The following is a 25,532-nucleotide window of genomic DNA, read 5'->3' on the forward strand; positions in this document are numbered from 1 at the left end:
CCTTGAGGTCCAGTGGCACCCGTGTTACCTTGAAGACCTTGAGGTCCAGTAGCGCCAGTAGCACCTGTGTTACCTTGAASACCTTGAGGTCCAGTAGCGCCAGTAGCACCTGTGTTACCTTGAASACCTTGAGGTCCAGTRGCGCCRGTAGCACCCGTGTTACCTTGAACGCCTTGAGGTCCAGTGGCACCCGTGTTACCTTGAASACCTTGAGGTCCAGTAGCGCCAGTAGCACCCGTGTTACCTTGAACACCTTGAGGTCCAGTAGCACCAGTAGCGCCGGTAGCACCCGTGTTACCTTGAASRCCTTGAGGTCCAGTAGCACCTGTGTTACCTTGAACACCTTGAGGTCCAGTRGCACCCGTAGCACCTGTGTTACCTTGAACACCTTGAGGTCCAGTAGCACCGGTAGCGCCTGTGTTACCTTGAGGCCCCTGAGGTCCGGTAGCACCGGTAGCACCCGCAGGTCCTTGAGCGCCTGTATTGCCGGTAGCGCCTGTGTTACCTTGAGGCCCCTGAGATCCAGTAGCGCCGGTAGCACCCGCAGGTCCTTGAGCGCCTGTATTGCCGGTAGCGCCTGTGTTACCTTGAGGYCCCTGAGGTCCAGTAGCGCCGGTAGCACCCGCAGGTCCTTGAGCGCCTGTATTGCCGGTAGCGCCTGTGTTACCTTGAGGTCCCTGAGGTCCAGTAGCGCCCGTGTTACCTCGAGGTCCAGTGGCACCAGTAGCGCCTGCTGGTCCAGTAGGCCCAGTAGGTCCGGTAGGTCCTTGAATGAACGAAGCAGAATTAACTAGAGCAGTTTGTAATGCTGCTATTAATTTAAGAAGCTCTTGAAGTGTGCAAGGGTCAATTCGGAATAATTTTGTAATGTATAGTAAATAGTTAATGAGATTTTGAAGCTCAATAAATACAGCGCTTGCTACAAAGGTTGGATTTCTTAATATAGTTATTAAGTTTTTAATAATAGCTAACCCTTGTGCTTTCAGGGAGGAAGTAGCGTCTAGTGAACAAATAAATTTACTTAGTAGGTTCAATGTATCGATTAGATCTTCAATGTTTTGGGGAGATGGATTTGCGAAAAGTTTTGGGATTATTTTTGTTAAATCAATAATAATCGCACGAAATGTTCTAAGTTGAGCTTTAGTAATTGGGATTGATGGAGTATTTGGGATTCGTCCGGCGCTACTTGGAAAGCATGGTTTGGAGAATTTGTTTTGACTGTCGTTATAACGAGACATTAAATCTCTCCTTTCTCATGAAAATGTGAACGAAACTCATCATAGTAGATGCAGAAATTAGTTAAATGGTCATAGTAAAATCGTTTGTTTAAAGAAAAAATAGAAAAAACGCCTTACAATAAGGCGTTTTTTCTATTTTCTGCGTATTGATAATATCGCTTTAATGAAATTTTTGATTTGAATCCAGCGAGTTTTATAATTTCTGATTCAGGAGTTTCTTTTTTTATTAAGTTTAAAATATAGGTGTTACGAAAATGTTGTCCTGAAATTCCTTTACGTAAATTGGCTCTAGCCACTTCGAGGCGAATCATTTTTTGTATAGCAATTTCCGTTAATGCCTTTGGTGCATCATTTTCATATACCCACCTGTATGTTCCGCGGTTAAAATCAAATGCGACAAACAATGAATCATCACTATGATACTTAGGGCGAACTGGTTCTGGGATACTTTTGTAATAATTATATAGTTGTTTTTTGTCTTCTTTTGCTAATGTAATTGTTCTTTCTACACCTGCGGTTGCTGGGATTGACAATGTGTTAGTTTCAAAGTGAACGTGATGCATTGTTAATGCTGTAAGTTCCTGTAAGGATAAACCGTAGTCGATCAATAGATTTAAAATAGCAATATTGCGATCCATTAATAAAAGGCGCACAGGAAGTTGTTTTTCTGAAAGTCCTTCTAATGAAGTGACTATATACTTTAATCTTTTTTCTTCATCAGGTGAAATGAAATCTTCGTTACGAAGTGTACGGTCTGGTTGAATAGATATTTCCATATTCTTCAATGGATTGGGAATGTTTAGAAAGTGATGCATTCTATTTAATACAGTAAATACACGATGCATCGTTTTTTCTGAGTAATGTCGATTCGTTTTTAAATCGGAAAAGTAATCTTCGTAGTCTTTTGTACAAAGTGTAGCCCATATATTACTGGAAGGGAGCTTTTTGTTTTTTTCTAACCAATGTCCGAAGTCTTCAACGTCATAAACATAACGTTTAATAGTTGAGGGTTTTCGGCCTTTATTCAATAAAAAAATAGAAAAGGCTTGTATTGTATCATGGAATTCCGTTGTCTCCATAGTCCCACCACCTTAATTATTTCTTATATTATAGCAAACTTTTCTGAAAATAGGCATTTACAAGGGGGACAGGAATAATAATATTTGGTGAGTGGATAAAGTGAAACTATAATCAGTGGGGATTTTGTTCATCCTCTGCGATTATTAGTTGAACCAATCGGGCATTTACGGGCGGTTATCTCCCGCTTAAATACCAAACGTTTGCTGAATGTCGAGGTGGGAGTCTTACTGCCCGCAAATAGCGGGATAAAATGAGGTGATTGTATGGAACAATCGATGCGAAAGAAAAACAACAATCAAATTAATATTGTGTTAAACCATCGAAAGAAAATTTCTTTGCCAGCCACAGAAAATAAAACGGTAATTTCAAATGAAACTACAATTAAACATGAAATGCTGCAGAGAATTGAAGAAGAGATGGGGAAGCTTGTTGGGATGGATGATATAAAAAAGATAATAAAAGAAATATATGCTTGGATTTATGTGAATAAAAAAAGACAAGAGAAGGGATTGAAGTCTGAGAAGCAAGTACTTCATATGTTGTTTAAAGGGAATCCGGGTACAGGGAAGACAACTGTTGCTAGAATGATAGGGAAATTGCTGTTTGAGATGAATATTCTATCGAAAGGCCACTTGGTTGAAGCTGAACGTGCTGATCTTGTAGGAGAGTATATCGGCCATACAGCTCAAAAAACAAGAGACTTAATAAAAAAAGCAATGGGAGGTATTTTGTTTATTGATGAGGCTTATTCTTTAGCTCGAGGAGGAGAGAAGGACTTTGGAAAAGAAGCAATTGATACGCTTGTAAAACATATGGAAGATAAACAACATGGTTTTGTATTGATTTTAGCTGGATATTCAAGAGAGATGAATCACTTTCTTTCATTAAATCCAGGGCTGCAATCTCGTTTTCCATTTATTATTGAATTTGCGGATTACTCGGTAAATCAGCTATTGGAAATTGGAAAGAGAATGTATGAAGATCGTGAATATCAGTTATCAAAAGAAGCTGAATGGAAATTTAGGGATCATTTACATGCGGTGAAGTATTCGTCGCAAATTACATCGTTTAGTAATGGGCGGTATGTACGGAATATTGTTGAAAAATCAATTCGTACACAGGCGATGCGGTTGTTGCAAGAAGATACGTATGATAAAAATGATTTAATTGGAATATCGAGTATGGATTTGATGCTCGAAGAGGAGACGCACAGTACATAAACTGTGCGTCTATTTTTGTGTATAAGTTCGTTTACTCTTTTTTTGCTTTTTCTTGGTGCGCTTTATGGAAGCGTTCCATTTTAGCGCTCTTTTCGTGTGCTGAATTAGGGTCGTGTCCAAATTGGTTTACTGAACTTTTTTGAGCTCCTTTATTAACGTGGTTTGTCATTTGTATTCACCTCACTTTAAAAATTAGTATAAACATTATATAAAGAAAAAATCGTTAGAAAAGAAAAACCTCTTTACGATATGTAAAGAGGTTAGATTGCTATTTATGCATTGAACGTTCTTTCGTTTCGATACGTCTGTGCGGTAAATGCCATTTGTAATGAATAGAAACCATGCGGAAGCAAACAATTAAAATGAATAAAATGTAAAGAGCCCAATCGCTAACAATAATTTGAGCGCCAATTAAGAAACCTGCTAAAATTGTCCAAAAGGCATATACTTCAGCTCGAAGAACGAGAGGTTTTCTGCGGGCTAAAAGGTCGCGAATGATACCGCCGCCGATACCAGTTAAAACAGCTGCCACGATTGTGGCGCTAATTGGTAAATTTAATTTTTGAGCATATAATGCTCCTTGTACAGCAAATGCTGATAAGCCGATAGCGTCAGTGATATTTTCCCACTTTTTCCAATGTCTAATTAACTTATTTGGAAAAAGAAAAATAATAGTCATTGATAAAAGTGCGATTTGGAATAACATGTCTTGTTGCCAAAACGCGACAATCGGATAACCGATTAATAAATTACGAAGGGCACCTCCCCCAAATGCGGTTGCCATTCCTAAAATATACACCCCGAAAATATCATAATCCTCTTCCATTGCAACAATGGCTCCGCTTAGTGCGAAAGCGATTGTGCCTATGATGCTAAAAATCTCCCATGCCATGAATTTTCTCCCCCGCTAACTAGATGAAATGTGCTTCCTCTGCTATTATATTAGAAGGTTTAAATTTCGAAAAGGATGAGTGAACATATTTGATGGAAGAAAAAGAAAAAGTCATATTAGTAGGCTGTCAATTGCCGCAAGATGATGATGAAAAATTTATGCATTCCATGAAAGAGCTTGCATCACTAGCTAAGACTGCGAGAGCGGAAGTGTTAGTTTCAACAACGCAAAAACGACCAAAGTTTCATCCGGCAACTTACATAGGTAAAGGGAAATTAGAAGAGCTTACAATGCTAACTGAAGAATTAGAGCCGGATGTTATTGTATTTAATAATGAATTAACGCCGAGTCAAATTCGGAATTTATCCTCAGTATTAGATGCGAGAGTAATTGATCGAACGCAACTAATACTAGATATTTTTGCGCAACGTGCGAAGTCGAGGGAAGGTAAGCTTCAAGTAGAATTAGCTCAGTTGCAATATACAATGCCACGTCTTATGGGTCAAGGGTTGTCCTTATCACGTCTTGGTGGTGGTATTGGAACGAGAGGACCGGGTGAGACGAAACTTGAGACGGATCGTCGTCATATTCGATCGCGTATTGATGAAATAAAGAAACAACTTGCAGTTGTTGTGGAACACCGAAAAAGATATCGTGAGAGAAGAAAAGACAATAAAGTATTTCAAGTTTCATTAATAGGCTATACAAATGCAGGGAAATCGACACTGTTTAATAGATTAACGGAAGCTAATACGTTTGAAGAAAATCTTCTGTTTGCAACACTAGACCCAACGACGAGGAAGATGCCGTTACCTTCTGGTTATACAGTATTACTAACTGATACTGTTGGTTTTATACAAGATTTACCCACTTCATTAATTGCTGCTTTTCGTTCAACACTGGAAGAAGCGGGGGAAGCAGATGTTATTTTACATGTAGTTGATTCTGCGGATCCTAACTACATAGGGCATGAAAGAACAGTAAAACGATTATTATCAGAACTTGAAATTAATCATATTCCTATTATTACGTTATATAATAAAAAAGATGAATTACATCAAAACTTTATTCCGTTTCCGAAAAGTGATTTCTTAATGACTAGTGCTTTTGAAGAAAGTGATTTATTGCGTATAAAAGAAGCGATAGAAATGAAAATGAAGAAAGAAATGGATCGTTATCGAGTAGAAATCCCTCCGAGTGAAGGTAAGTTATTAACGCTTTTAAAGACGGAAACGCTATTAGCAAAGATGGAGTTTCTGGAAGATAAATTTGTATATGATTGTGCAGGGTATATTTTTACTCATTCATCGCTTAATGTGCAATTAAAGAGATTTTTAGTGGAAGAAGGAGAAAATAAAAATGTTTGATCGTTTGAAAAATGGAGAAAAAATTGCTCCAATCGTAAAAGAAGTAGAGAGTCAGATTACAGAAGTACATAAACGTGCGGATGAAGTAATTGAAAGTAATCAGTTTCGTGTATTAGAAAGTTTTCGTAAACATAAAATTAGTGACTCGCATTTTATCCCGACGACAGGTTATGGTTATGATGATATTGGCCGTGATTCGTTAGAAAAAGTGTATGCTGATGTGTTTGGAGCGGAAGCTGGACTTGTTCGTCCGCAAATTATTTCAGGTACTCACGCTATTTCTACAGCGTTATTCGGTATTTTACGTCCAGGAGATGAGTTATTGTACATCACTGGAAAACCGTATGATACGTTAGAGGAAATCGTTGGCGTGCGTGGGAAAGGTGTAGGTTCATTTAAAGAATATAATATTGGTTACAATGCAGTTCCGCTAACTGAAGGTGGGCTTGTTGATTTTGAAGCTGTTGCAGCAGCGATTCATAGTAATACGAAAATGATCGGTATTCAGCGTTCGAAAGGTTATGCTACTCGTCCATCGTTTACTATTTCTCAAATTAAAGAGATGATCGCGTTTGTTAAAGAAATTAAACCTGATGTTGTTGTGTTTGTAGATAACTGTTATGGTGAGTTTATTGAAGAGCAAGAGCCGTGTCATGTTGGTGCAGATTTAATGGCGGGTTCGCTTATTAAAAACCCAGGCGGGGGAATTGTAAAAACTGGTGGTTACATTGTCGGTAAAGAACAGTATGTTGAAGCGTGTGCATATCGTTTAACATCTCCGGGAATTGGTGCGGAAGCTGGAGCGTCTTTATACAGTCTGCAAGAAATGTATCAAGGGTTCTTCTTAGCGCCACATGTTGCAGGACAAGCGCTGAAAGGTGCAATTTTTACAGCTGCGTTTTTAGAAAAGTTAGGAATGAACACGTCACCAGCGTGGAATGCACCAAGAACAGACTTAATTCAATCTGTTCAATTTGATGATAAAGACCGTATGATTGCCTTCTGCCAAGCGATTCAATATGCATCTCCAATTAATTCGCATTTTACTCCGTATGCAAACTATATGCCAGGTTATGAAGATGATGTAATTATGGCGGCGGGAACGTTTATTCAAGGTGCAAGTATTGAATTGTCTGCTGATGGTCCGATTAGACCACCGTATGTTGCATATGTGCAAGGTGGATTAACGTATTCGCATGTTAAAATTGCGATTTGTTCTGCGATTGATGAATTGATTGAAAAGAATTTATTAACAATTTCTTAAAGGGGAGCTGTCGATATCGGCAGCTTTTTTCGTATAAAAGTAACGATTTATGCGATTAGAAAAAAGAATGAAAAAATTTATAAAAAAATCATGTAAGAAAAGCTAACATCTATTGACACTAAACATAACATGTTATAAAATGAGAAGCAGTTAAGGCGAAGGAGGAACTGAAAAATGAAAGAAGATAGACGTTCTGCCCCGCTGTTTCCAATTGGTATTGTTATGGATTTAACACAATTGTCTGCACGTCAAATTCGCTACTATGAAGAGCATAATCTTGTTTCTCCAACCCGTACAAAGGGGAATCGTAGATTATTTTCATTTAACGATGTAGATAAGTTGTTAGAGATTAAAGATTTGTTAGATCAAGGCTTGAATATGGCTGGTATTAAGCAAGTGTTACTAATGAAAGAAAATCAAACAGAAGCAGTGAAAGTAAAAGAAGAAACAAAAGAAATTTCAAAAACTGAGCTTCGCAAAATACTTCGAGATGAACTACAACATACAGGTAGATTCAATCGAACTTCATTGCGACAAGGTGACATTTCAAGATTTTTTCACTAAAGATAACTGATTCTGAAGGCGATTAGAGGGACTAAGGAGGAATTTATAATGTCTAGATACACAAAAGAAGATATTTTCCGTTTGGCGAAAGAAGAGAATGTAAAGTATATCCGTTTACAATTTACGGACCTTTTAGGGGTAATTAAAAACGTAGAGATTCCAGTGAGACAACTAACGAAAGCTCTTGATAACAAAATGATGTTTGATGGATCTTCGATTGAAGGTTTCGTACGTATTGAAGAATCTGATATGTATTTATATCCTGATTTAGACACTTGGGTAATTTTCCCTTGGACAGCTGAAAAAGGTAAAGTAGCTCGACTAATCTGTGATATTTACAATGCAGATGGCACTCCATTTGATGGAGACCCACGTAACAACTTAAAACGTGTGTTAAAAGAAATGGAAGCTTTAGGATTTTCAGACTTCAATCTTGGACCAGAGCCAGAATTCTTCCTATTTAAGGTTGATGAAAAAGGAAATCCAACATTAGAATTAAACGATAACGGTGGATACTTCGACCTTGCGCCGATGGATCTAGGGGAAAACTGTCGTCGTGATATCGTTCTTGAACTTGAAGAAATGGGATTTGAAATTGAAGCATCTCACCATGAGGTTGCTCCAGGACAGCACGAAATTGACTTTAAATATGCAAATGCAATTCGCTCATGTGATGACATTCAAACATTCAAACTTGTTGTAAAAACAATTGCTCGTAAACATGGTTTACACGCAACGTTTATGCCAAAACCACTATACGGTGTGAACGGTTCAGGTATGCACTGTAACTTATCATTATTTAAAAATGGTGAGAACGTATTCTTTGATGCAAACGGTGACTTACAATTAAGTGATGATGCTCGTCACTTCATCGCAGGTATTTTAAAACATGCACCAGCATTTACAGCGATAGCAAACCCAACTGTAAACTCATACAAACGTCTAGTACCTGGATATGAAGCGCCTTGTTACGTAGCGTGGTCTGCACAAAACCGTAGCCCGTTAGTACGTATCCCTGCATCTCGTGGTATTAGTACACGCGTAGAAGTACGTAGTGTTGACCCAGCTGCAAACCCATATTTAGTAATGGCTACATTATTAGCTGCAGGTCTTGATGGAATTAAAAACAAATTAACTCCACCAGCTGCAGTAGACCGTAACATCTATGTAATGACAAAAGAAGAGCGCGAAGAAGCAGGTATCGTTGACTTACCAGCAACATTAGCGCAAGCGTTAGTTACATTACAATCTAATGAAGTAGTATGCGGTGCACTAGGAGAACACTTACTTGAGCACTTCATCGAAGCGAAAGAGATTGAGTGGGATATCTTTAGAACACAAGTTCACCAATGGGAACGCGATCAATATATGTCTCTATACTAAGAGGCTTGAACCCTTGATACAACTCGTATCAAGGGTTTTTTAATTCCCTATTATTACAATTTTATATGGTTGCAAAATGAAAAACAGCCACATAAAAGCCAACAATTAATAACAAGTAGTGATATCATAGAAAAACATTATCAGATAAATGTAAGTTTTATATAATTTGTGAAATGAAAAAGCCTTGATACTACGGTATCAGGGCTTTTTTAGTGAAGTTATTGGATATGTTAACTACTAGATAATGGATTGTTTTTGGTTATTTTGAATCATGTTACTAAGAAAATCTTTTCAAAAGAATCGATCTTATCTTTTTTTAAAATCACTTGTGCTATGACTTAATAATTCTTTACTGCCTGTACAACGCGACCAATGATTTTTACATCTTCAGCTGAAAGATCGTAAGTTTTTGGTTCGTGGATAGGGTCATTACTCAATGGTATTAAAGTAATGATGCTTCCAGATTTTGAAATCTTTTTCACGGTAGCATCATAACCATTGACTTTTACAACAGCAATTTGTCCGTTTTCAACATAAGGAGTTTCCTCTACTAAAACATAAGAACCATCAGGGAATTCGAGATTCATGCTAGTGCCTTTTACAGTAAGGTAAAAATACTTTTTACGCTTGTTTAAAAATGTACTTAGCATTGGTAAATAGCCTTCGATATTTTCTTCAGCGAATATAGGTGTACCAGCTGCTACAGAACCAATGATAGGAATATGAATAATATTTGATTGATCGTTTTGGATGGTTTCATAAATAGAAACTTCTTCTTTAACAGTATTGTCCTCTTGGGTTGCGAGTTTTTCTAAATCATCAGTAGTGATTCCTAATCCCTTACAAACTTTTATTACATTATCAACAGATGCTTTACCAATCCCTCTTGATAACATGGATTGCAGTGTTGTGGGGGGGAGACCTATTTTTTCGGCGAAGGCTCTTTTGCTATAGCCAGCTTCTTTTATTAAGCGTGTTACAACCTCTGCTTTTTTCATTACTTTCACCATCTTTCGTATTAAAATGTATACGATATTGCGTATTTCTGTATATATCATAACCTAACTGAATTTGTTAGTAAATAGAAATATATACGAAATTGAGTTTATATTTAAATGGAAATGAACGCAATATCGTACATAAAATAGGTGGTGAGTCGATGTATCCGGATTTGCGTGCAGAGATGGCGAGAAAAAGAATTATGATTACACAAATTTCTTCGCATCTGAAACTTCGCCACGCAACAGTGAGCGACAAAATAAATGGTAAATTTCGTTTTTATTATGATGAAGCTTTTGAAATTAAGAAAACTTTTTTTCCAGAACATAATTTGGAATATCTTTTTGAATTTGAAGAAAACGAAGCGAATTGAAATCGGAGGAGAATTGCTTAAAATGGATAACCGAATTATTGAATAATGACTTAATAAAAGGGTTCATATTATAGTATTTATATTAAATTTCGATAATTAGTTAATCTGTAAAAAGAAAGCAACGAATTATGCGTAGTGCGAAATTATCTCAATACAATAAAGATAGTTCAAAATTAGTAGTGAGGAGGAGATGAGGATGGGGCAATTAACTGACTCATCAGTACATAGTTCATTAGTATTTGAAGTTAATGGCAAAGTAGTAACGGATAGTTTGGTAATTGCAAAGATATTCAAAAAAGATCACTTCGACGTTTTGAAGGAAGTTCGAAAACAAATTGTATATGTAGATGAAGAGTTTGGAGGAGAAAATTTTCACGAGTCCACTTATGTTAATTCAAAGAACAGGTGGATCCCTAAATATGATTTAACAGAAGAAGCATTCACGTTACTTGTTATGGGATATACCACTAGAGAAGCGGTTGGAATGAAAATTAAATTTATGAAAGAGTTCAAACGAATGAAGCAGTATATACAAAATCAACAAAATGTGCCAAAGGATCCAATGGGGGTTTTAAAGTTAACATTTGCTGCGTTAGAAGGGCATACTCAGGAGATACAAGAGATTAAGTCTGAGGTGAAGGAATTGCGAGAAAATACGCCGCTTTATGCTATTGAGTGTGAAGAGATAATAAGGGCTGTAAAGAGGTTAGGTGTTATGTTATTGGGAGGTAAAAATTCAAATTCTTATCAGGATATCGGCCTTAGAAGAAAGTTATATAGAGATATTTATAGTCAGTTACATCGGGAATTTGGTGTGAATAGTTATAAAGCTATTAAACGTTATCATTTGGATAGAGCGATACAAATTATTAATGAAGAATATTCAATTCCAACTGTTTTAAATGAAGAAATTACAGTTAAAAACTCACAAATAAATATGGCAGAAATTCAGTAGGAGGAAAGAACATGCAAAGAAAGATTTTAGTCATTACTAGCAGTTTAGCAGGACTACCAACTGTCAGTGAATTTAAAACAAAAGAAGATGCAAAAGAGCAGGTTAGAAAGCTTATTCAAAAAGGAGTGAGTCAAAATGTGATTCGTATAACACAAGAAATTCCTATGAATATCGAAATTCAAGTGGATGTTGAATTTGAGGAATAAGAGAGGTTTAGGAGAAAATTGATACGGATAGCATAATTGTTTTGAATGAATGTATAAGAAAAGAATCCGTTGCAGCGGATTCTATAAGAAAAAATATCTCTAGATAAGTATACCATTGAATACCGTTTTTGAGAATTTATGAGGTGGCTAGTATGGGAATTATTCGAGTGAAAAAAGATAGTAATTATTCCGTTATAAATAATACTGGTTTAAAAGATGAAAGGTTGTCTTGGAAAGCGAAAGGAATCTTAGCCTATGCGCTTACATTACCAGACGATTGGACTTTTCATATTAGCGAATTAGCTCGACATGCTAAGGATGGAGAAGATTCGCTCCGTACAGGTTTTAAGGAATTAAAAGAATTAGGTTATGTAAAACGTTATCCTGTTCGTGATGGGAATACCAAAAAAATTACAAGGTGGGATACGGAAATTTACGAAACGCCACAAAGGAACATGCCACAAGTGGAAAACCAAGATGTGGTAAAGCCATATGAGGAAAATCAAGCACTACTAAATACTAATAGAATAACTACTAATAAACGAAATACTAATATACAAAATACTAATCATTATGATGATATTGATAAATTAGATTCTTGTGTATCCAGCAATGAGAAGGTTAAAGTAAGTTGCAACTTTATTAAGGGGACGGGCATTCCGTTAAGTGAAATTGCAATTGCAGAGTTGGGGGATTTTTGTAATTTGTTTAGTGATGAATTAATTCAGCATGCAATTAATAAAGCCGTTGATGAGAATGCACCAAGATGGAACTACATTAAGGCTATATTGAGGAATTGGAAGGAGCAAGAAGTTAAAACATTAGTTGATGTGGCCATACTAGATAGACGTTTCGAAATGAGCAAGAAAAAGAAATATAATGGGATAGGTAGGAAGTATTCAAATAGAAAAGAGATTGTACCTGATTGGTTATACAAAGATGATGAATCAACAAATCAAGAAGAGGAAAGAAAAATCGTGCAATCTACTGATGAAGAGCGTGAGAGATTACAAGAAGTGTTAAATAAATATAAGTCATAAGAAAAAACGTTAGATGATTTTGTTATTTTGAAATATATTACCTTAATAAAAAATAATACATTTATATTCTTTAAAGATTCCCGATGCATAGTGAACAGTATTATAAAGATATTAGTGAATGTTTGGATCAAGTATGAACCATTTGTAATTTCAGTTTATTTCTTAAAGTTCTATGGGAACTGTTAGAAGTTTTTTCAAAAGGATTCAGGAATTAATTACAATATCTGAATTCTAAAGATGTAAGGAACTTATCAATAGAGGGTAAAAAAATGTTAGGAAAGGGTTGTGTTTATAAAATGAAAGATAATTTACAAGTAATAAAGATTGAAAAAGTTAATAAGCATATTCATTCTATTAAATTAGTATTAAGAGACTTTGTAAAAAGAACGGAAGTGGGTGAATCGGTAAGTGTTCGAATGGCTCAAAGATTATAAGAAGTTAGAAGAAGAAATTACTTATTTAGAATACAACTTAGATAAATCAAAAGCCGAATTGAAGCGTTGGATTAGTGGTGATTTGCAAAATGTACGATTAAACGCTGAATCGGAAGGGGCTAAGGTAGAAGGACGAATTGAAGTAATTGAATATGAATTAGCTTATAAGATGAATGAAGAGTATGATTTAAAGCTTTTAATTAATAAGTTTACAGGACTGGATCATCAAATACTTAAAATGAAATATGTTGATGGAATGACTTTAGAACAAATAGCGTTTGAATTACATTATAGTACAGGCTATATCCGCCGAAAACATGCTGAAATAAGAAAGATTGTCAAGTTTTTAGATGGGTTTTAATGTTACCTTTTTGTAGGATACATGCAGTGTACAGAAAGTATTGAAAAAGTGATTTATAGTAGTAATATAAGATTTCGACGAAAGGGCAACTATTTTTATGGTTGCTCTTTTTGTTGTGAAAGAAGGTGAGTAACATGAAGTGATTTTATAGATAAATGGGCATTTGGCTTCCGGTTATATTTAGTAAAGTAGTAGGTTTACAGGCGAAAATAATAGCAAATAAGGAGATGTTTAATGATGAATTTATTAGCTGCTTCAGTCAAAACAAAGAATTTGCCACAACAAGTGTTACGTTGGCAATCAATGGTAGAAAGTGAATGTTCCGCACAAGGAGTACCTGAGTTAGTTCCTTACGTACTTGGAATTATTATGGTGGAAAGTGGAGGGAACTCTGAAACACCCCCCGATATTATGCAGTCCAGTGAATCACAAGGTTGGCCAATGAATACAATTAAAAATCCTAAGGATTCAATTTATTACGGAGTAAAGCATTTAAAGGGAGCTTTTGATGATGCAAAGAAAAATGGTATTACAGATTTAAGTGCCATTGTTCAATCGTATAATTTTGGACGAGCTTACCTTCGCTGGTTAGCTTCTAACAATAAACAGCATTCATTACCGGTAGCAGATTTGTATTCTAAAACAGTTGTTGCTCCATCACTCGGAAATACAACTGGTGCTATGGTGAAATATAGTCACCCTATCGCTGTTGCCTACAATGGTGGTTATCGATATAAAAATGGGGGGAATTTCTTCTACTCTGAAATTGTTAAGCAATATGTTGATTTTAACGGAGGAACTGATGGTGGTGACAATAAACCGTTACAACCAAAAGGACTAGGAATCGCAACGTCTAAATACCCAGAAGGATCGGGTATCAATTTATATAGTGGCCCTGGAAAAGATGCTTGGTTCACAGGTCATGTCATTAATACAAAAATGCCATATTTAATTATAGATGCTGCTTGGTATGGTGGGAATGAAAATATGTTGTGCCTAGGTTGGGAAGCATGGGCAAAAGAAGAACACTTTGAAGTAGAGTGGTTCCATGCTTATTCAAAATNTGGTTCACAGGTCATGTCATTAATACAAAAATGCCATATTTAATTATAGATGCTGCTTGGTATGGTGGGAATGAAAATATGTTGTGCCTAGGTTGGGAAGCATGGGCGAAAGAAGAACACTTTGAAGTAGAGTGGTTCCATGCTTATTCAAAATATCCAGCAGGTTATGGTATTAACACATATGATGGTCCAAATGGAAATTATAAAGGAAATGTAGATGGATCTTATCCATATGGNCCATGCTTATTCAAAATATCCAGCAGGTTATGGTATTAACACATATGATGGTCCAAATGGAAATTATAAAGGAAATGTAGATGGATCTTATCCATATGGCGTTTTTGCGAGAAAAGATGGCTATATCGATATTGGACAAAATACATGGGTAAAAGAAGAACATTTTAATGTAAGGTAATAACAAAGGGTTTCTTATTCTGCGATTATAAATATTAAATTTAAATATAAAGAAAAAATGTTATGAAAGGGTGCTTTTTTAAGTGCCTTTTTATATCACTTATAAATAGGAAGGAAGATTATTATGGCGAAATTTATTTATCCAACCGATACAACGAGAGTAACAAGTGGTTTTAGGGGGAGTAGACCAGATCATCATGGGATAGATCTGGCTGAATCGGGTTATCATCCGATTTATGCAGCGGCTAGCGGACGAGTTAGTCGTTCTTATGTTTCATCTAGTTATGGTGAATGTATTATGATTGTGCACACTATTGATGGGGTTACATGGGAAACAGTATATGCTCATATGCGTAGCGGTTCTCGAACGGTGAAAGAAGGTGATTATGTTACGCAAGGACAAACTATTGGAGTTATGGGTAGCACGGGAGAAGTTACTGGTCAACATCTACATTTTGAATTGCATAAAGGGTCTTGGAACGTTAATAAGAGTAATGCTGTGAATCCATTAGATTACTTAGGAAAAGGAGACGGTGGTGGTACAACAGATCCTTCTAATAAACCACTACAACCAAAAGGGCTAGGTATCGCAACGTCTAAATACCCAGAAGGATCGGGTATCAATTTATATAGTGGCCCTGGAAAAGATGCCTGGTTCACAGGTCATGTCATTAATACAAAAATGCCATATTTAATTATAGATGCTGCTTGGTATGGTGGGAATGAAAATATGTTGTGCCTAGGTTGGGAAGTCATGTCATTAATACAAAAATGCCATATTTAATTATAGATGCTGCTTGGTATGGTGGGAATGAAAATATGTTGTGCCTAGGTTGGGAAGCATGGGCAAAAGAAGAACACTTTGAAGTAGAGTGGTTCCATGCTTATTCAAAATATCCAGCAGGTTATGGTATTAACACATATGATGGTCCAAATGGAAATTATAAAGGAAATGTAGATGGATCTTATCCATATGGGATTTTTGCAAGAAAAGATGGTTATATCGATATTGGACAAAATACATGGGTAAAAGAAGAACATTTTAATGTGAGATAAGGATATTAGAGTAGGGTCACTCGTGTGATTCTTTTTAATTTTTGAAAAGGAGATGAGAACGATGGAAGAACAAATCTTCAATTCAATGATTCAACAAGGAGCATTCGCAGCTTTATTTGTGTGGATGCTGTTTACTACGCAAAAAAAGAATGAACAGCGCGAAGAACAATATCAAAAAGTTATTGAAAAAAATCAACAGGTCATTGAAGAACAAGCAAAAGCATTTAGTTCGTTGTCAAAGGATTTATCAGATGTTAAGCAAAAAATATTGGGAAACGGGGATGAGAAATAAAATATGATATTAAATTATTTGTCGCGTATGTAGGTTCTCAAATAGAAATTCAATTAATATATAATAATGAGAAAAAGCCCTAATACCGATAAGTATTGGGGCTTTTTCTCATTAGCTATAGTGAATAAGGTTGTGGTGGATTCTTCAAGAGGAAAGAGTGAATGAAGTCTAATATTTAATGTAAATGAAATGAAACCTTGAAGGATGCTTAGTTATAACACAGTCTTATTCAGGGATTCGTTAGTTCGCTTTCTAAATTTAGGGAATAAATATAGCTTAGTACCTTGCAATAAATAATACTAAGTGGTATATTATGGATAAATCAGGTACCGTGTATTGAACAGTACTGAGATAGGGAAGGAGGATGGCACTTGAACGTTCAGTTTAAAAAAGGTGTGCTTGAACTTTGTGTATTAGCACTTGTAAAACGTAAAGATAGTTACGGTTATGAACTTGTTCAGCAAATCTCTAATAAATTTTTAATATCGGAAGGGTCAGTATACCCTTTGTTACGTCGTTTGACGAAAGAAGGGTATTTTCAAACGTATTTAAAGGAATCTACGGAAGGGCCACCTCGTAAATATTATCAATTAACAGAACAAGGGGAGACGCAATTTCATTTGTTAGTAACAGAATGGCGTGATTTTGCGAAAGGGGTACAAGAAATTATTGAAGGGGTGGAATGGGATGAGTAAAGAAGGGTTTCTTAAAGAATTATCAAGTTATCTTAGAAAGTTACCAGAGGAAGAGAGGCAAGATATTTTATTGGATTATGAAGAGCACTTTCAGTTTGGACTAGAAGAGGGGAAAACTGAATCAGAAATAATACAGGGCCTTGGTTCTCCGAAAGTAATCGCAAAAGAATTACTTGCGATGTATCGCTTCGATGAAATGAAAAAAAATCCATCGACTTCAAATGTGACAAGAGCTGTTATGGCAGCGATTGGACTTAGTTTGTTTAATTTTATTATTGTGTTAGGCCCGTTAGTCGCAATTATTGCTTTTATATTTTCTTTTTGGATTGGTGGTATTGCTAGTGTAGTAACACCATTTTTCGTTATTGGAAAAGTATTTATGGGTACTTTTATATGGTTGGATCTTTTCGTTAGTATAACGTTTGTTGGAGTAGGTTTGTTGTTATGTATTATCGCTTTTTATAGTACAAAGTGGTTTAAGAGATTGTGTGTACGATACGTAATATGGAACTTCAAAATGATAAAAGGAGAGTAAATGATGAAAAAACTATTTTTAATCGCTATCGCTTGTATCATTATTGGAGTAATAGGAATTTCCCAAACATATGAAAAAGCAGTACAAACTGCTGAAAAAGGCGATAAAGAAGATGTAATTAAAAACGAAACATTAAAAAATATAGAAGTTAAGTTAGATGCCGGAGATATTGTTATCCAAAAATCTCCTGACTCTTCTTTTTATGTAAAGCAATCAGGAGATGTACGTAAACAAGTGATTCGTATTGCAGAAGATGGTGACACATTAAAAATTATTGGGGAAAGAGAAAAAGGTGCTTCATTTGATTTTTCTTTTTACGATTTTAGGTTCCAAACGTCTAAATTGACTCTCCTTGTGCCCGAACGCTCTTATCAAGATGTAAAAGTAAATTCATCTGCTGGACAAATCGAAATGAGTGATGTGAAAAGTGATAGTGTAAGTGTTAGAACACTTGCTGGAGAAGTAGAGCTGAAACAAGTAACGTCTAAGAATGTGGAGGGATCTACAAAAGCTGGTGAGGTGAACTTTAAAAAAGTAATAGGGAAAGTGACCGCAAAAACAACAAGTGGGGAAATAAATATTCAAGATCATGATTCTAAGTATAATCTAGAAGCAAGTTCAACTGCGGGAGATATAGATATTACTTTATCGGAAAAACCACAAGATGCGGTAATTACTGGGCAAAGTGCTGCCGGAGATGTAACAATTTTTAATGAAGAAAATAATAACGTAACAATTGGAAATGGTAGTAAAAAGATTAGCGGTAAAACGGCTGCTGGAGATGTCACGATTGAAACTCGTTAATAAGAAATAGAGTGCATGGAAATCTATCAAAATACAAAAAGAAGATAATTACCGTATATAAATAAGGTAATTATCTTCTTTTTGTTATTTTTAATGTAAATCACGATATACGCCAATTACTTTCCCGATAACTGACACTTGTTTTAAAATGATAGGTTCTAATGAAGAGTTTTCTGGTTGTAGACGGAAATGGTCTTTTTCTTTATAGAAACGTTTAACAGTTGCTTCGTTATCTTCTGTTAAAGCGACTACAATTTCACCATTATATGCAGACTGTTGTTGGCGAACAACAACTAAATCTCCATCGAAAATACCAGCTTCAATCATACTATCTCCAGAAATACGTAACATGAACACTTGGTCTGCTCCGGAAACAATGCTAGCTGGAAGTGGGAAATGTTCCTCTACGCTTTCGACCGCTGTAATTGGTAAACCAGCAGTAACTTTTCCGACAATTGGAACTTGAATAACAGATTGTGTTTCCGTATCCATTCGGTCTTCGCCTAAAATTTCAATGGCACGTGGTTTTGTTGGATCGCGTCGAATGTATCCTTTTTCTTCTAATCGTGATAAATGTCCGTGCACTGTAGAACTAGAAGCGAGGCCGACTGCTTGACCAATTTCACGTACGGAAGGTGGATATCCTTTTTCTTGTACTTTTAGCTTAATAAAGTCGAGAATGTCTTGCTGGCGTTTCGTTAACTTTTCCATGTTTTCTAACACCTCGTTTTCTTTCATTTTTCTTATTAATAAGTATAACATGTGAAAAAACATTCTACAAACATAAGTTCGAACAAATGGCAGATTTATGTTACACTATAGGGAAATGATAGGGAGAAAGAGGGGTTCAAAATGAATGCAATTATTTATGCACGTGTGAGTACAACGAAAGAAGCGCAAGAAACATCATTATTACGTCAAAAAGATGAATTATTGCATTTAGCTGAGCGCTATCAAATGAATGTTACTAAGGTGATTGAAGAGCAGGCTAGTGGGTATACAATTGAACGTGACGGTATATTAGAGGTGTTAGATACAATTCGGGACGAACAAATTGATGTGTTACTTATACAAGATGAAACGCGCCTTGGTAGAGGGAATGCGAAGATTGCATTAATGCATTGTTTACATAAAGAAGGCATAAAAGTATATACACATACACATAATGGTGAATTACAATTGTCGGATTCTGATTCGATGGTATTAGATATTATTGGTATTGTTGAAGAATATCAAAGGAAGATTCATAACTTGAAAATTAAACGAGGTATGCAACGTGCAGTAGAAAAAGGTTATCGTCCAGAAAAAAATTTAAAAAATCGTCATTTAAGTGTAGGAAGAGAGAAAAAAGAAGTGCCAATTGAGGAAATTGTACGTTTGCGAAAAAGTGAACTCACGTTTGAAGAAATTGCAGCAACACTACGTGGATTTGGTCATAATGTTTCAAAGGCGACTGTACATCGTAGATATGTAGAGTATACGAAGCAATTGCTTGATAAAGAAGAGTAACTATTGTATGATAATAATCAGTTTTGATTAGAAGGGGGATTCGAGATGATTAATCACGAACTCGTTGAACGCATTAACTTCTTAGCGAAAAAAGCAAAAGCTGAAGGTTTAACTGAAGAAGAGCAACGTGAGCGTCAATCGCTACGTGAACAATATTTAAAAGGATTTCGTCAAAATATGTTAAACGAACTTAAAGGTATTAAAGTTGTTAACGAAGAAGGTACAGATGTTACACCGACGAAATTAAAAGCTTTAAAAAAGCAAGATAATGCAAAATTAAATTAAAAGATGGGCGAAGCCCATCTTTTTTATTTGTAAAAATCCTTATTTAATAACTTTCCAGTTGTTATTAACGGTTGCTTCTATCGTTCTATGTTCCAATATATAATTAGCGATAAGTTCAGACATATCAGTGGGTATATCTTTTACTATCGGTTTGTTTTGAAACATAAAGAAATTTCCCCCGCCACTTGCACGATAATTATTCATTACAACGTCATATTCGTCATTCATATTAAGAGGAGCACTTTTATGCTGTAAAGATTCTACTCTTTCACCAATTGGTTTTGAAATGTTTAATACATATGAAATCCCTTCCCACATATCATAATTATAATGTTGTGGCTTTGGTTCTATGTAGGTAGGGCTTACGATGATGGATCCATCTGTTTTTAATGTGAAATAAGAAGCAGAGAGTTCAAGAGCATCTTTTATATCTGCTCCAGTTATTCTAATTACTTTTAATGTGTTTGGATAAATATAATTAGAAACGATGTCACGCATTGTTACATGTTCTGGGAAGCCTGGAGATGTATTATGGAACAAACTTGTACAAGAAATTGATACATTAGCTATATCCATCTGTATTTTATTTATGAACTCGATAAAAGGATGATCATGCAAACGAGTTTGCATAGCATCTGAAATTTGCATGTCCCCCTCAATAATTCCAATAGGTTGATCAAGCCACTTTTGTGTTTTCTCTTCGTAATCGGCTACCAATGAAAGTACATCTTGGTCCGCTGCAACCCCTTGTACAGATAATAATTCAGAAGAACTCTCTTTTTTCACCCATTTATGTTTCATTTTTTCGAATGTTACTTTTACTTTTCCAACTGAGTGTCCATTGCATCCGGTCTGTAAAATTGTTACACCGTTAGCCATTGTGTGAGAAATGTCTCGGTGTTGATGACCTGTTAGTAAAAGATCTATGCCTTCAATTTCCTGGCACATTGCATATCCTTGGTTTTCACCTGTTAACACTTCAGTCGGTTCCCCGGTTTGTAAATCACTTTCAAATCCACCGTGATAGGCTACGACTAATAAATCTGGTTTCTCGTGTTCGTGAATATAAGAAACCCATTTTTTTGTAGTCTCTAATGCATCTTCAAATAGTAAATCTTTAATATGATGGGCCTGTTCCCAATTTGGGATGTAATGTGTTGTTACCCCTAAAATAGCAATTTTTATATTTGATTCAATCTGTTTGATTATATAAGGTTTTCCGAAATAGGGTTTCTTTATGTTTTTATCTAAAATGTTTGCTGATAGGTACGGGAAGTTCGCAGTAGTCACAGCATTATTTAATATGTCCATCCCGTAATTAAATTCATGATTGCCGATAACTGCAGCATCATACTGTAGGTAATTCGCTAATAAGGACATTGGGTTTTTTTTGTTTTTTTCGTATGTAACATAATGATAAGTAAATGGTGTTCCTTGAATGAAGTCACCATTATCAATTAAAAGAACGTTTGTATTTTGGGAACGTTCTTTTTTTATAAGAGTAGAAATTTTAGCTAAACCAAGTTCTGCCGGGGAGTTATCTTGGTAGTAAATGGGATAAACAGTGCTATGTATATCGCTTGTTAATAAGATGTTTAAAGTTACAGTTTGATTTTGTTCCAATATGACTCACCTTTTCTATTGTTATCTTCCAATTCATCATATCAAATATGTGAAGTGAATTTTGATGTGAATGTATAGAATGTGTAAAGATTCTGTAAATAACAAATTGTGCATCAAAATATGTGATATATTTCTTCATGTTTACGGAAGCTTATTTCATAACAAGAAAAATGGAGGCATTAATATGTTGAAAAAAGTTTTTGCAATGAGTACAACAGTTGTACTAGCGGCGGGATTATTAAGTGGCTGCGGAGCGAAAGAATCAAGTGCAAGTAAAAATGAAGATACGAAAAAAGGTTATGTACCAAAGACCTTAAATGTTCAATTTGTTCCTTCTCAAAATGCGGATACGCTAGAGGCGAAGGCAAAACCATTGGAAAAGCTATTAAGCGATAAATTAAATATTCCGGTAAAAGTTAGTATTTCAACTAACTACAATACAATTGTAGAAGCGATGGCATCTAAACAAGTAGATGTAGGGTTTTTACCGCCAACAGCGTACGTGTTAGCACATGAAAAGAAGGCTGCTAATGTAATTTTGCAAGCACAACGTTTTGGAGTAGAGGATGAAACAGGAGCTCCTACAAAAGATTTAGTAGACTATTATAAATCTGAGTTTGTTGTTAAAAAAGACTCTAATATAAATAGTGTAAAAGATTTAAAAGGTAAAAAAATTGGTTATCAAGATGTAACATCATCAGCAGGATATGTATGGCCTGCAGCTGTTCTATTAAAAGAGGGAATTGATCCGCTAAAGGATGTGAAACCTGTTACATTAAAAGGCCATGATCAGTCACTTATTGCACTTTTAAATGGTGATGTAGATGCAGCTGTTGTATTCCAAGATGCTCGTAATATTGTAAAAAAAGATTATCCGAATATATTTGATCAAACGAAAATAGTGAAATTTACTGAGAAAATTCCGAACGATACAATTTCTGTACGCTCGGATTTAGATGCAGAGTGGAGTAAGAAATTACAAGATGCTTTCATTGAAATTGGAAAAAATGAGGAAGGCCGTAAAATCATTAAAGAAGTATATTCCCATGAAGGATATATTAAATCTGATGATAGTAAATTTGATATTGTTCGTGAATATGGAAAGACAGTGAAGACGCAATAATACATAGTGAAATGGCGGCTAGCTGGAAGGTGTGAGATTTCAGTTAGTTTGCCGTTTTTTAGTTATTGATAATACATTGAAAGTAGGTAAGATGTGTGATAGAGTTTCGAAATGTTTCCAAAATGTATCCGAATGGCACAAAGGGATTGAATAATATAAATTTAAAGATTCAAAAAGGTGAGTTTATTGTAATGGTCGGATTATCCGGAGCCGGAAAATCTACACTTCTCAGATCCGTAAATCGTCTTCATGAGATTACCGAAGGAGAAATCATTATTGAAGGTGAGTCTATTACTTCTGCGAAAGGAAAAGGATTAAGGCGTATGCGCCGGGATATCGGTATGATCTTCCAAAGTTTTAACCTTGTAAAGCGATCAACAGTATTAAAAAATGTATTAGCTGGTCGTGTTGGATATCATTCCACACTACGTACAACGTTAGGTTTGTTTCCGAAAGAAGATGTGGAGCTCGCATTTCAAGCATTAAAAAGAGTGAATATTTTAGAAAAAGCATATGCACGTGCTGATGAATTATCAGGAGGACAACAGCAACGTGTATCGATAGCTAGAGCATTGGCGCAAGAAGCAAAAATCATATTGGCAGATGAGCCTGTTGCATCGTTAGATCCACTTACGACAAAGCAAGTGCTAGATGATTTGAAAAAAATTAATGAAGATTTTGGAATCACGACAATTGTAAATTTACATTCTATTGATTTGGCTAGACAATATGCGACACGCATTATCGGATTACATGCAGGAGAAATTGTTTTTGACGGTTTAGTAGAAGAAGCAACGGATGAAAAATTTGCTGAAATTTATGGGGACGTTGCTCAGAAAAGCGAATTATTAGAGGTGGCAGTAAAATGAATGACATGACGATATATTCAAATGAAATACCGAAGCCGCCGAGTAAATTGAAACATATGTTAACGTTTATTTTAGTTATTTTAATGCTGTGGAGTAGTAGTGTACAAGTAGATGCATCATTTTCAAAACTGGTAGACGGTTTTCCAAATATGGTAGATCTATTGAAAGAAATGGTGCCACCTGATTGGAGTTATTTTCAAGTTATTACAACAGCGATGTTAGATACAATACGTATGGCGATTATTGGGACGACCTTAGGAGCGATTTTAGCTATTCCACTTGCATTGTTTGCAGCAAGTAATGTGTTTACTAACACATTTTTATATAGTCCAGCTCGAATGATTTTAAATTTTATACGAACGATACCAGATTTATTATTGGCGGCTATTTTCGTAGCGATTTTTGGAATTGGGCCACTTCCAGGTATTTTGGCTCTTACTTTTTTTTCAATTGGACTTGTAGCGAAATTGTTGTATGAATCAATTGAATCAATTGACCCTAGCCCACTAGAAGCGATGACAGCTGTAGGGGCTACTAAGGTGCAATGGATTGTTTATGGAGTCATTCCACAAGTAAAAGCACACTTTGTTTCCTATGTACTATATACATTTGAGGTGAATGTACGTGCAGCGGCTGTCCTAGGTTTAGTAGGAGCAGGTGGTATTGGACTATATTATGATCGTACACTTGGATTTTTACAATATCAACAAACTGCTTCTATAATTATTTATACCCTTATTGTTGTTTTGTTAATTGACTACATTAGTACATTGTTGCGGGAGAAACTATAATGAATAGAACGACGATGATTGTGCCAAAACCGAAGAAACTGAGTGTATATCGCTGGGTTATTTTTATAGCAATTACATTTGTTTATGTTTGGGCCTTTTCAGGAGTACCATTAGAAGGGATAAAGGACACAGCAGGTGAAATCACGAAAGCAATTATGACAGGGGTATTGAATCCAGACTGGTCGTATGTATCTTTGCCAGATGGTGAAGATTTATTGCATGGATTAATTGATACGTTGGCAATTGCGATATTAGGTACATTTATTTCTGCATTTTTATCTGTTCCGTTTGCCTTTTGGGCGGCAACGAATATGAGTAGTGGAAAATTAACTTCAGGATCTGGAAAATTTGTACTTAGTTTTGTTCGTACGTTTCCTGAATTAGTTATGGCTCTTTTATTTATAAAAGCTGTTGGTCCAGGCTCTTTTGCAGGAGTATTAGCCTTAGGATTACATTCTATTGGAATGTTAGGAAAACTATATTCAGAAGGAATTGAAAACATAGATAAAGGACCGACGGAAGCGTTACTAGCAACAGGAGCAAACCGTTTTCAAATACTTTGGTATGCAGTGTTACCACAAGTGTTACCAGACTTTCTATCGTATACGTTATACAGATTTGAAATTAATGTACGATCCGCTGCGATTTTAGGGGTTATCGGAGCAGGAGGGATTGGTACACCTTTAATTTTTGCGCTGAGTTCACGGAATTGGTCTCGTGTTGGGATTATTTTATTAGGTATTATTTTAATGGTAATTATAATTGATTTGATTTCAAGTTCGATTCGCAAACGGATTGTTTAACTTATTTGAAAAGCATCGAAGTTAGATGCTTTTTATATTTTTAAAAACGTATTTAAAAACGTAAGTATAGAAGAAATTTGTATAAATATACAGATAATTCTCTTTCTTTTTAAAATAAAAATAATGAAAAAGTATGTCATATTGAATGCCCATACATTCCCGGAAACATTGATTTTTTTATAAAAAATCAAAAAAATATCAACATATTTGTCGATACATGTTGTATAATCTTGCGTGGGAAGCTATCATATAAATGTATAAAACGTTTACTAATATAAGCGAAGGGAAGAATA

The 25,532-nt window shown here is 35.5% G+C and carries 28 protein-coding genes and 3 pseudogenes; 24 read left to right on the forward strand and 7 right to left on the reverse strand.

The features are described 5' to 3' along the window. Positions 1 to 1,238: pseudogene (locus ASE54_RS37360) on the reverse strand (collagen-like repeat preface domain-containing protein); the annotation flags it as partial. A 113-nt stretch (positions 1,239 to 1,351) separates the two neighbouring features. Then, positions 1,352 to 2,317 carry a site-specific integrase gene (locus ASE54_RS08170; protein WP_000450329.1) on the reverse strand — a complete coding sequence of 322 codons (966 nt, stop codon included), beginning with the start codon at positions 2,315 to 2,317 and terminating at the stop codon, positions 1,352 to 1,354. 264 nt (positions 2,318 to 2,581) lie between these two features. Between ASE54_RS08170 and spoVK the strand changes: the two genes are divergently transcribed. Then, a complete protein-coding gene (spoVK, locus tag ASE54_RS08175) occupies positions 2,582 to 3,538 on the forward strand; it encodes a stage V sporulation protein K (RefSeq protein WP_000438196.1) in 957 nt (318 codons plus the stop codon). Between the two features lie 31 nt (positions 3,539 to 3,569). Here the strand turns inward: spoVK and ASE54_RS36245 are convergent, their stop codons facing one another. Next, a complete protein-coding gene (locus tag ASE54_RS36245; RefSeq protein WP_000181505.1) occupies positions 3,570 to 3,707 on the reverse strand; it encodes a hypothetical protein in 138 nt (45 codons plus the stop codon). Positions 3,708 to 3,806: 99 nt separating this feature from the next. Beyond that, positions 3,807 to 4,430, reverse strand: a complete 624-nt coding sequence (locus ASE54_RS08180; protein ID WP_000312267.1) for a trimeric intracellular cation channel family protein — start codon at positions 4,428 to 4,430, stop codon at positions 3,807 to 3,809. 92 nt (positions 4,431 to 4,522) lie between these two features. Here ASE54_RS08180 and hflX point away from each other — a divergent pair, with 92 nt between their 5' ends. The 4 genes from hflX (at position 4,523) to glnA (ending at position 9,008) form a co-directional block, all read left to right on the forward strand. Beyond that, a complete protein-coding gene (hflX, locus tag ASE54_RS08185; RefSeq protein ID WP_000391414.1) occupies positions 4,523 to 5,797 on the forward strand; it encodes a GTPase HflX in 1,275 nt (424 codons plus the stop codon). Beyond that, positions 5,790 to 7,061 carry a methionine gamma-lyase family protein gene (locus ASE54_RS08190; protein ID WP_000460287.1) on the forward strand — a complete coding sequence of 424 codons (1,272 nt, stop codon included), beginning with the start codon at positions 5,790 to 5,792 and terminating at the stop codon, positions 7,059 to 7,061. The genes hflX and ASE54_RS08190 overlap by 8 nt, the downstream gene beginning before the upstream one ends. A 174-nt stretch (positions 7,062 to 7,235) precedes the next feature. Continuing rightward, positions 7,236 to 7,625 carry a transcriptional repressor GlnR gene (glnR, locus tag ASE54_RS08195; RefSeq protein WP_000656783.1) on the forward strand — a complete coding sequence of 130 codons (390 nt, stop codon included), beginning with the start codon at positions 7,236 to 7,238 and terminating at the stop codon, positions 7,623 to 7,625. A 48-nt stretch (positions 7,626 to 7,673) separates the two neighbouring features. Next, the gene (gene glnA / locus ASE54_RS08200) at positions 7,674 to 9,008 is read left to right on the forward strand and encodes a type I glutamate--ammonia ligase (protein WP_000092763.1); all 1,335 of its coding nucleotides are present in this window, start codon (positions 7,674 to 7,676) and stop codon (positions 9,006 to 9,008) included. A 338-nt stretch (positions 9,009 to 9,346) separates the two neighbouring features. Here glnA and ASE54_RS08205 read toward each other — a convergent pair whose 3' ends face one another. Beyond that, positions 9,347 to 10,006 (reverse strand): XRE family transcriptional regulator, encoded by a 660-nt coding sequence (locus ASE54_RS08205; protein ID WP_000708856.1) that lies wholly within the window; start codon positions 10,004 to 10,006, stop codon positions 9,347 to 9,349. A gap of 161 nt (positions 10,007 to 10,167) precedes the next feature. On the opposite strand from ASE54_RS08205, the gene ASE54_RS08210 reads away from it, so the two are divergent. The 13 genes and pseudogenes from ASE54_RS08210 to ASE54_RS08265 all read left to right on the forward strand — a co-directional run bounded on the left by ASE54_RS08210 (position 10,168) and on the right by ASE54_RS08265 (position 18,236). Beyond that, entirely contained in the window at positions 10,168 to 10,380 is a 213-nt protein-coding gene (locus tag ASE54_RS08210) for a hypothetical protein (RefSeq protein WP_000283161.1), read from the forward strand. A 196-nt stretch (positions 10,381 to 10,576) separates the two neighbouring features. Then, positions 10,577 to 11,335 carry a phage regulatory protein gene (locus tag ASE54_RS08215; protein ID WP_000531298.1) on the forward strand — a complete coding sequence of 253 codons (759 nt, stop codon included), beginning with the start codon at positions 10,577 to 10,579 and terminating at the stop codon, positions 11,333 to 11,335. Positions 11,336 to 11,346: 11 nt separating this feature from the next. Next, positions 11,347 to 11,541, forward strand: coding sequence for a hypothetical protein (locus ASE54_RS08220; RefSeq protein WP_001189066.1), 195 nt, complete (start codon positions 11,347 to 11,349; stop codon positions 11,539 to 11,541). Positions 11,542 to 11,693: 152 nt separating this feature from the next. After that, a complete protein-coding gene (locus tag ASE54_RS08225) occupies positions 11,694 to 12,581 on the forward strand; it encodes a DnaD domain protein (RefSeq protein WP_000511422.1) in 888 nt (295 codons plus the stop codon). A gap of 269 nt (positions 12,582 to 12,850) precedes the next feature. Continuing rightward, complete coding sequence (locus tag ASE54_RS36250; RefSeq protein ID WP_000900737.1) at positions 12,851 to 13,015, forward strand: hypothetical protein; 165 nt, start codon at positions 12,851 to 12,853, stop codon at positions 13,013 to 13,015. Beyond that, on the forward strand, positions 12,990 to 13,376 hold the full coding sequence (locus ASE54_RS08230) for a hypothetical protein (RefSeq protein ID WP_000464432.1): 387 nt from the start codon (positions 12,990 to 12,992) through the stop codon (positions 13,374 to 13,376). Before ASE54_RS36250 ends, ASE54_RS08230 begins: the two co-directional genes overlap by 26 nt. A 237-nt stretch (positions 13,377 to 13,613) precedes the next feature. Next, a partial coding sequence (locus ASE54_RS08235; RefSeq protein ID WP_235567809.1) for a lysozyme family protein occupies positions 13,614 to 14,439 on the forward strand: 826 nt, incomplete at its 3' end. A 238-nt stretch (positions 14,440 to 14,677) separates the two neighbouring features. Further along, positions 14,678 to 14,855: pseudogene (locus ASE54_RS35650) on the forward strand (lysozyme family protein); the annotation flags it as partial. Positions 14,856 to 14,978: 123 nt separating this feature from the next. Continuing rightward, positions 14,979 to 15,910: pseudogene (locus ASE54_RS08245) on the forward strand (M23 family metallopeptidase). Between the two features lie 61 nt (positions 15,911 to 15,971). Further along, entirely contained in the window at positions 15,972 to 16,202 is a 231-nt protein-coding gene (locus ASE54_RS08250; protein WP_000392443.1) for a BhlA/UviB family holin-like peptide, read from the forward strand. A gap of 371 nt (positions 16,203 to 16,573) precedes the next feature. Continuing rightward, entirely contained in the window at positions 16,574 to 16,897 is a 324-nt protein-coding gene (locus ASE54_RS08255) for a PadR family transcriptional regulator (protein ID WP_001102628.1), read from the forward strand. Beyond that, the gene (locus tag ASE54_RS08260; protein ID WP_000031383.1) at positions 16,890 to 17,432 is read left to right on the forward strand and encodes a DUF1700 domain-containing protein; all 543 of its coding nucleotides are present in this window, start codon (positions 16,890 to 16,892) and stop codon (positions 17,430 to 17,432) included. Before ASE54_RS08255 ends, ASE54_RS08260 begins: the two co-directional genes overlap by 8 nt. Next, on the forward strand, positions 17,433 to 18,236 hold the full coding sequence (locus tag ASE54_RS08265; RefSeq protein WP_000976234.1) for a DUF4097 family beta strand repeat-containing protein: 804 nt from the start codon (positions 17,433 to 17,435) through the stop codon (positions 18,234 to 18,236). Between the two features lie 90 nt (positions 18,237 to 18,326). Here the strand turns inward: ASE54_RS08265 and lexA are convergent, their stop codons facing one another. Continuing rightward, positions 18,327 to 18,947, reverse strand: coding sequence for a transcriptional repressor LexA (gene lexA / locus ASE54_RS08270; protein ID WP_000413739.1), 621 nt, complete (start codon positions 18,945 to 18,947; stop codon positions 18,327 to 18,329). Between the two features lie 141 nt (positions 18,948 to 19,088). Between lexA and ASE54_RS08275 the strand changes: the two genes are divergently transcribed. After that, entirely contained in the window at positions 19,089 to 19,745 is a 657-nt protein-coding gene (locus ASE54_RS08275) for a recombinase family protein (RefSeq protein ID WP_000991469.1), read from the forward strand. Positions 19,746 to 19,790: 45 nt separating this feature from the next. Then, a complete protein-coding gene (locus tag ASE54_RS08280; RefSeq protein ID WP_000607015.1) occupies positions 19,791 to 20,030 on the forward strand; it encodes a DUF896 domain-containing protein in 240 nt (79 codons plus the stop codon). A gap of 39 nt (positions 20,031 to 20,069) precedes the next feature. Here ASE54_RS08280 and ASE54_RS08285 read toward each other — a convergent pair whose 3' ends face one another. Next, positions 20,070 to 21,653 (reverse strand): bifunctional metallophosphatase/5'-nucleotidase, encoded by a 1,584-nt coding sequence (locus ASE54_RS08285; RefSeq protein ID WP_000437466.1) that lies wholly within the window; start codon positions 21,651 to 21,653, stop codon positions 20,070 to 20,072. Between the two features lie 184 nt (positions 21,654 to 21,837). On the opposite strand from ASE54_RS08285, the gene ASE54_RS08290 reads away from it, so the two are divergent. The 4 genes from ASE54_RS08290 to phnE (ASE54_RS08305) all read left to right on the forward strand — a co-directional run bounded on the left by ASE54_RS08290 (position 21,838) and on the right by phnE (ASE54_RS08305) (position 25,239). Beyond that, positions 21,838 to 22,776: a phosphate/phosphite/phosphonate ABC transporter substrate-binding protein gene (locus ASE54_RS08290; protein WP_000915042.1), complete on the forward strand. Its 939-nt coding sequence runs from the start codon at positions 21,838 to 21,840 to the stop codon at positions 22,774 to 22,776. Between the two features lie 95 nt (positions 22,777 to 22,871). Further along, positions 22,872 to 23,645 carry a phosphonate ABC transporter ATP-binding protein gene (gene phnC / locus ASE54_RS08295; protein WP_000569232.1) on the forward strand — a complete coding sequence of 258 codons (774 nt, stop codon included), beginning with the start codon at positions 22,872 to 22,874 and terminating at the stop codon, positions 23,643 to 23,645. Continuing rightward, positions 23,642 to 24,436 carry a phosphonate ABC transporter, permease protein PhnE gene (gene phnE, locus ASE54_RS08300; protein ID WP_000999244.1) on the forward strand — a complete coding sequence of 265 codons (795 nt, stop codon included), beginning with the start codon at positions 23,642 to 23,644 and terminating at the stop codon, positions 24,434 to 24,436. Before phnC ends, phnE (ASE54_RS08300) begins: the two co-directional genes overlap by 4 nt. Next, positions 24,436 to 25,239, forward strand: a complete 804-nt coding sequence (gene phnE / locus ASE54_RS08305; RefSeq protein WP_001082385.1) for a phosphonate ABC transporter, permease protein PhnE — start codon at positions 24,436 to 24,438, stop codon at positions 25,237 to 25,239. The genes phnE (ASE54_RS08300) and phnE (ASE54_RS08305) overlap by 1 nt, the downstream gene beginning before the upstream one ends. Positions 25,240 to 25,532 lie beyond the last annotated feature (293 nt).

This window comes from Bacillus sp. Root131 (assembly GCF_001429475.1).
Classification (GTDB): Bacteria; Bacillota; Bacilli; order Bacillales; family Bacillaceae_G; genus Bacillus_A; species Bacillus_A thuringiensis_S.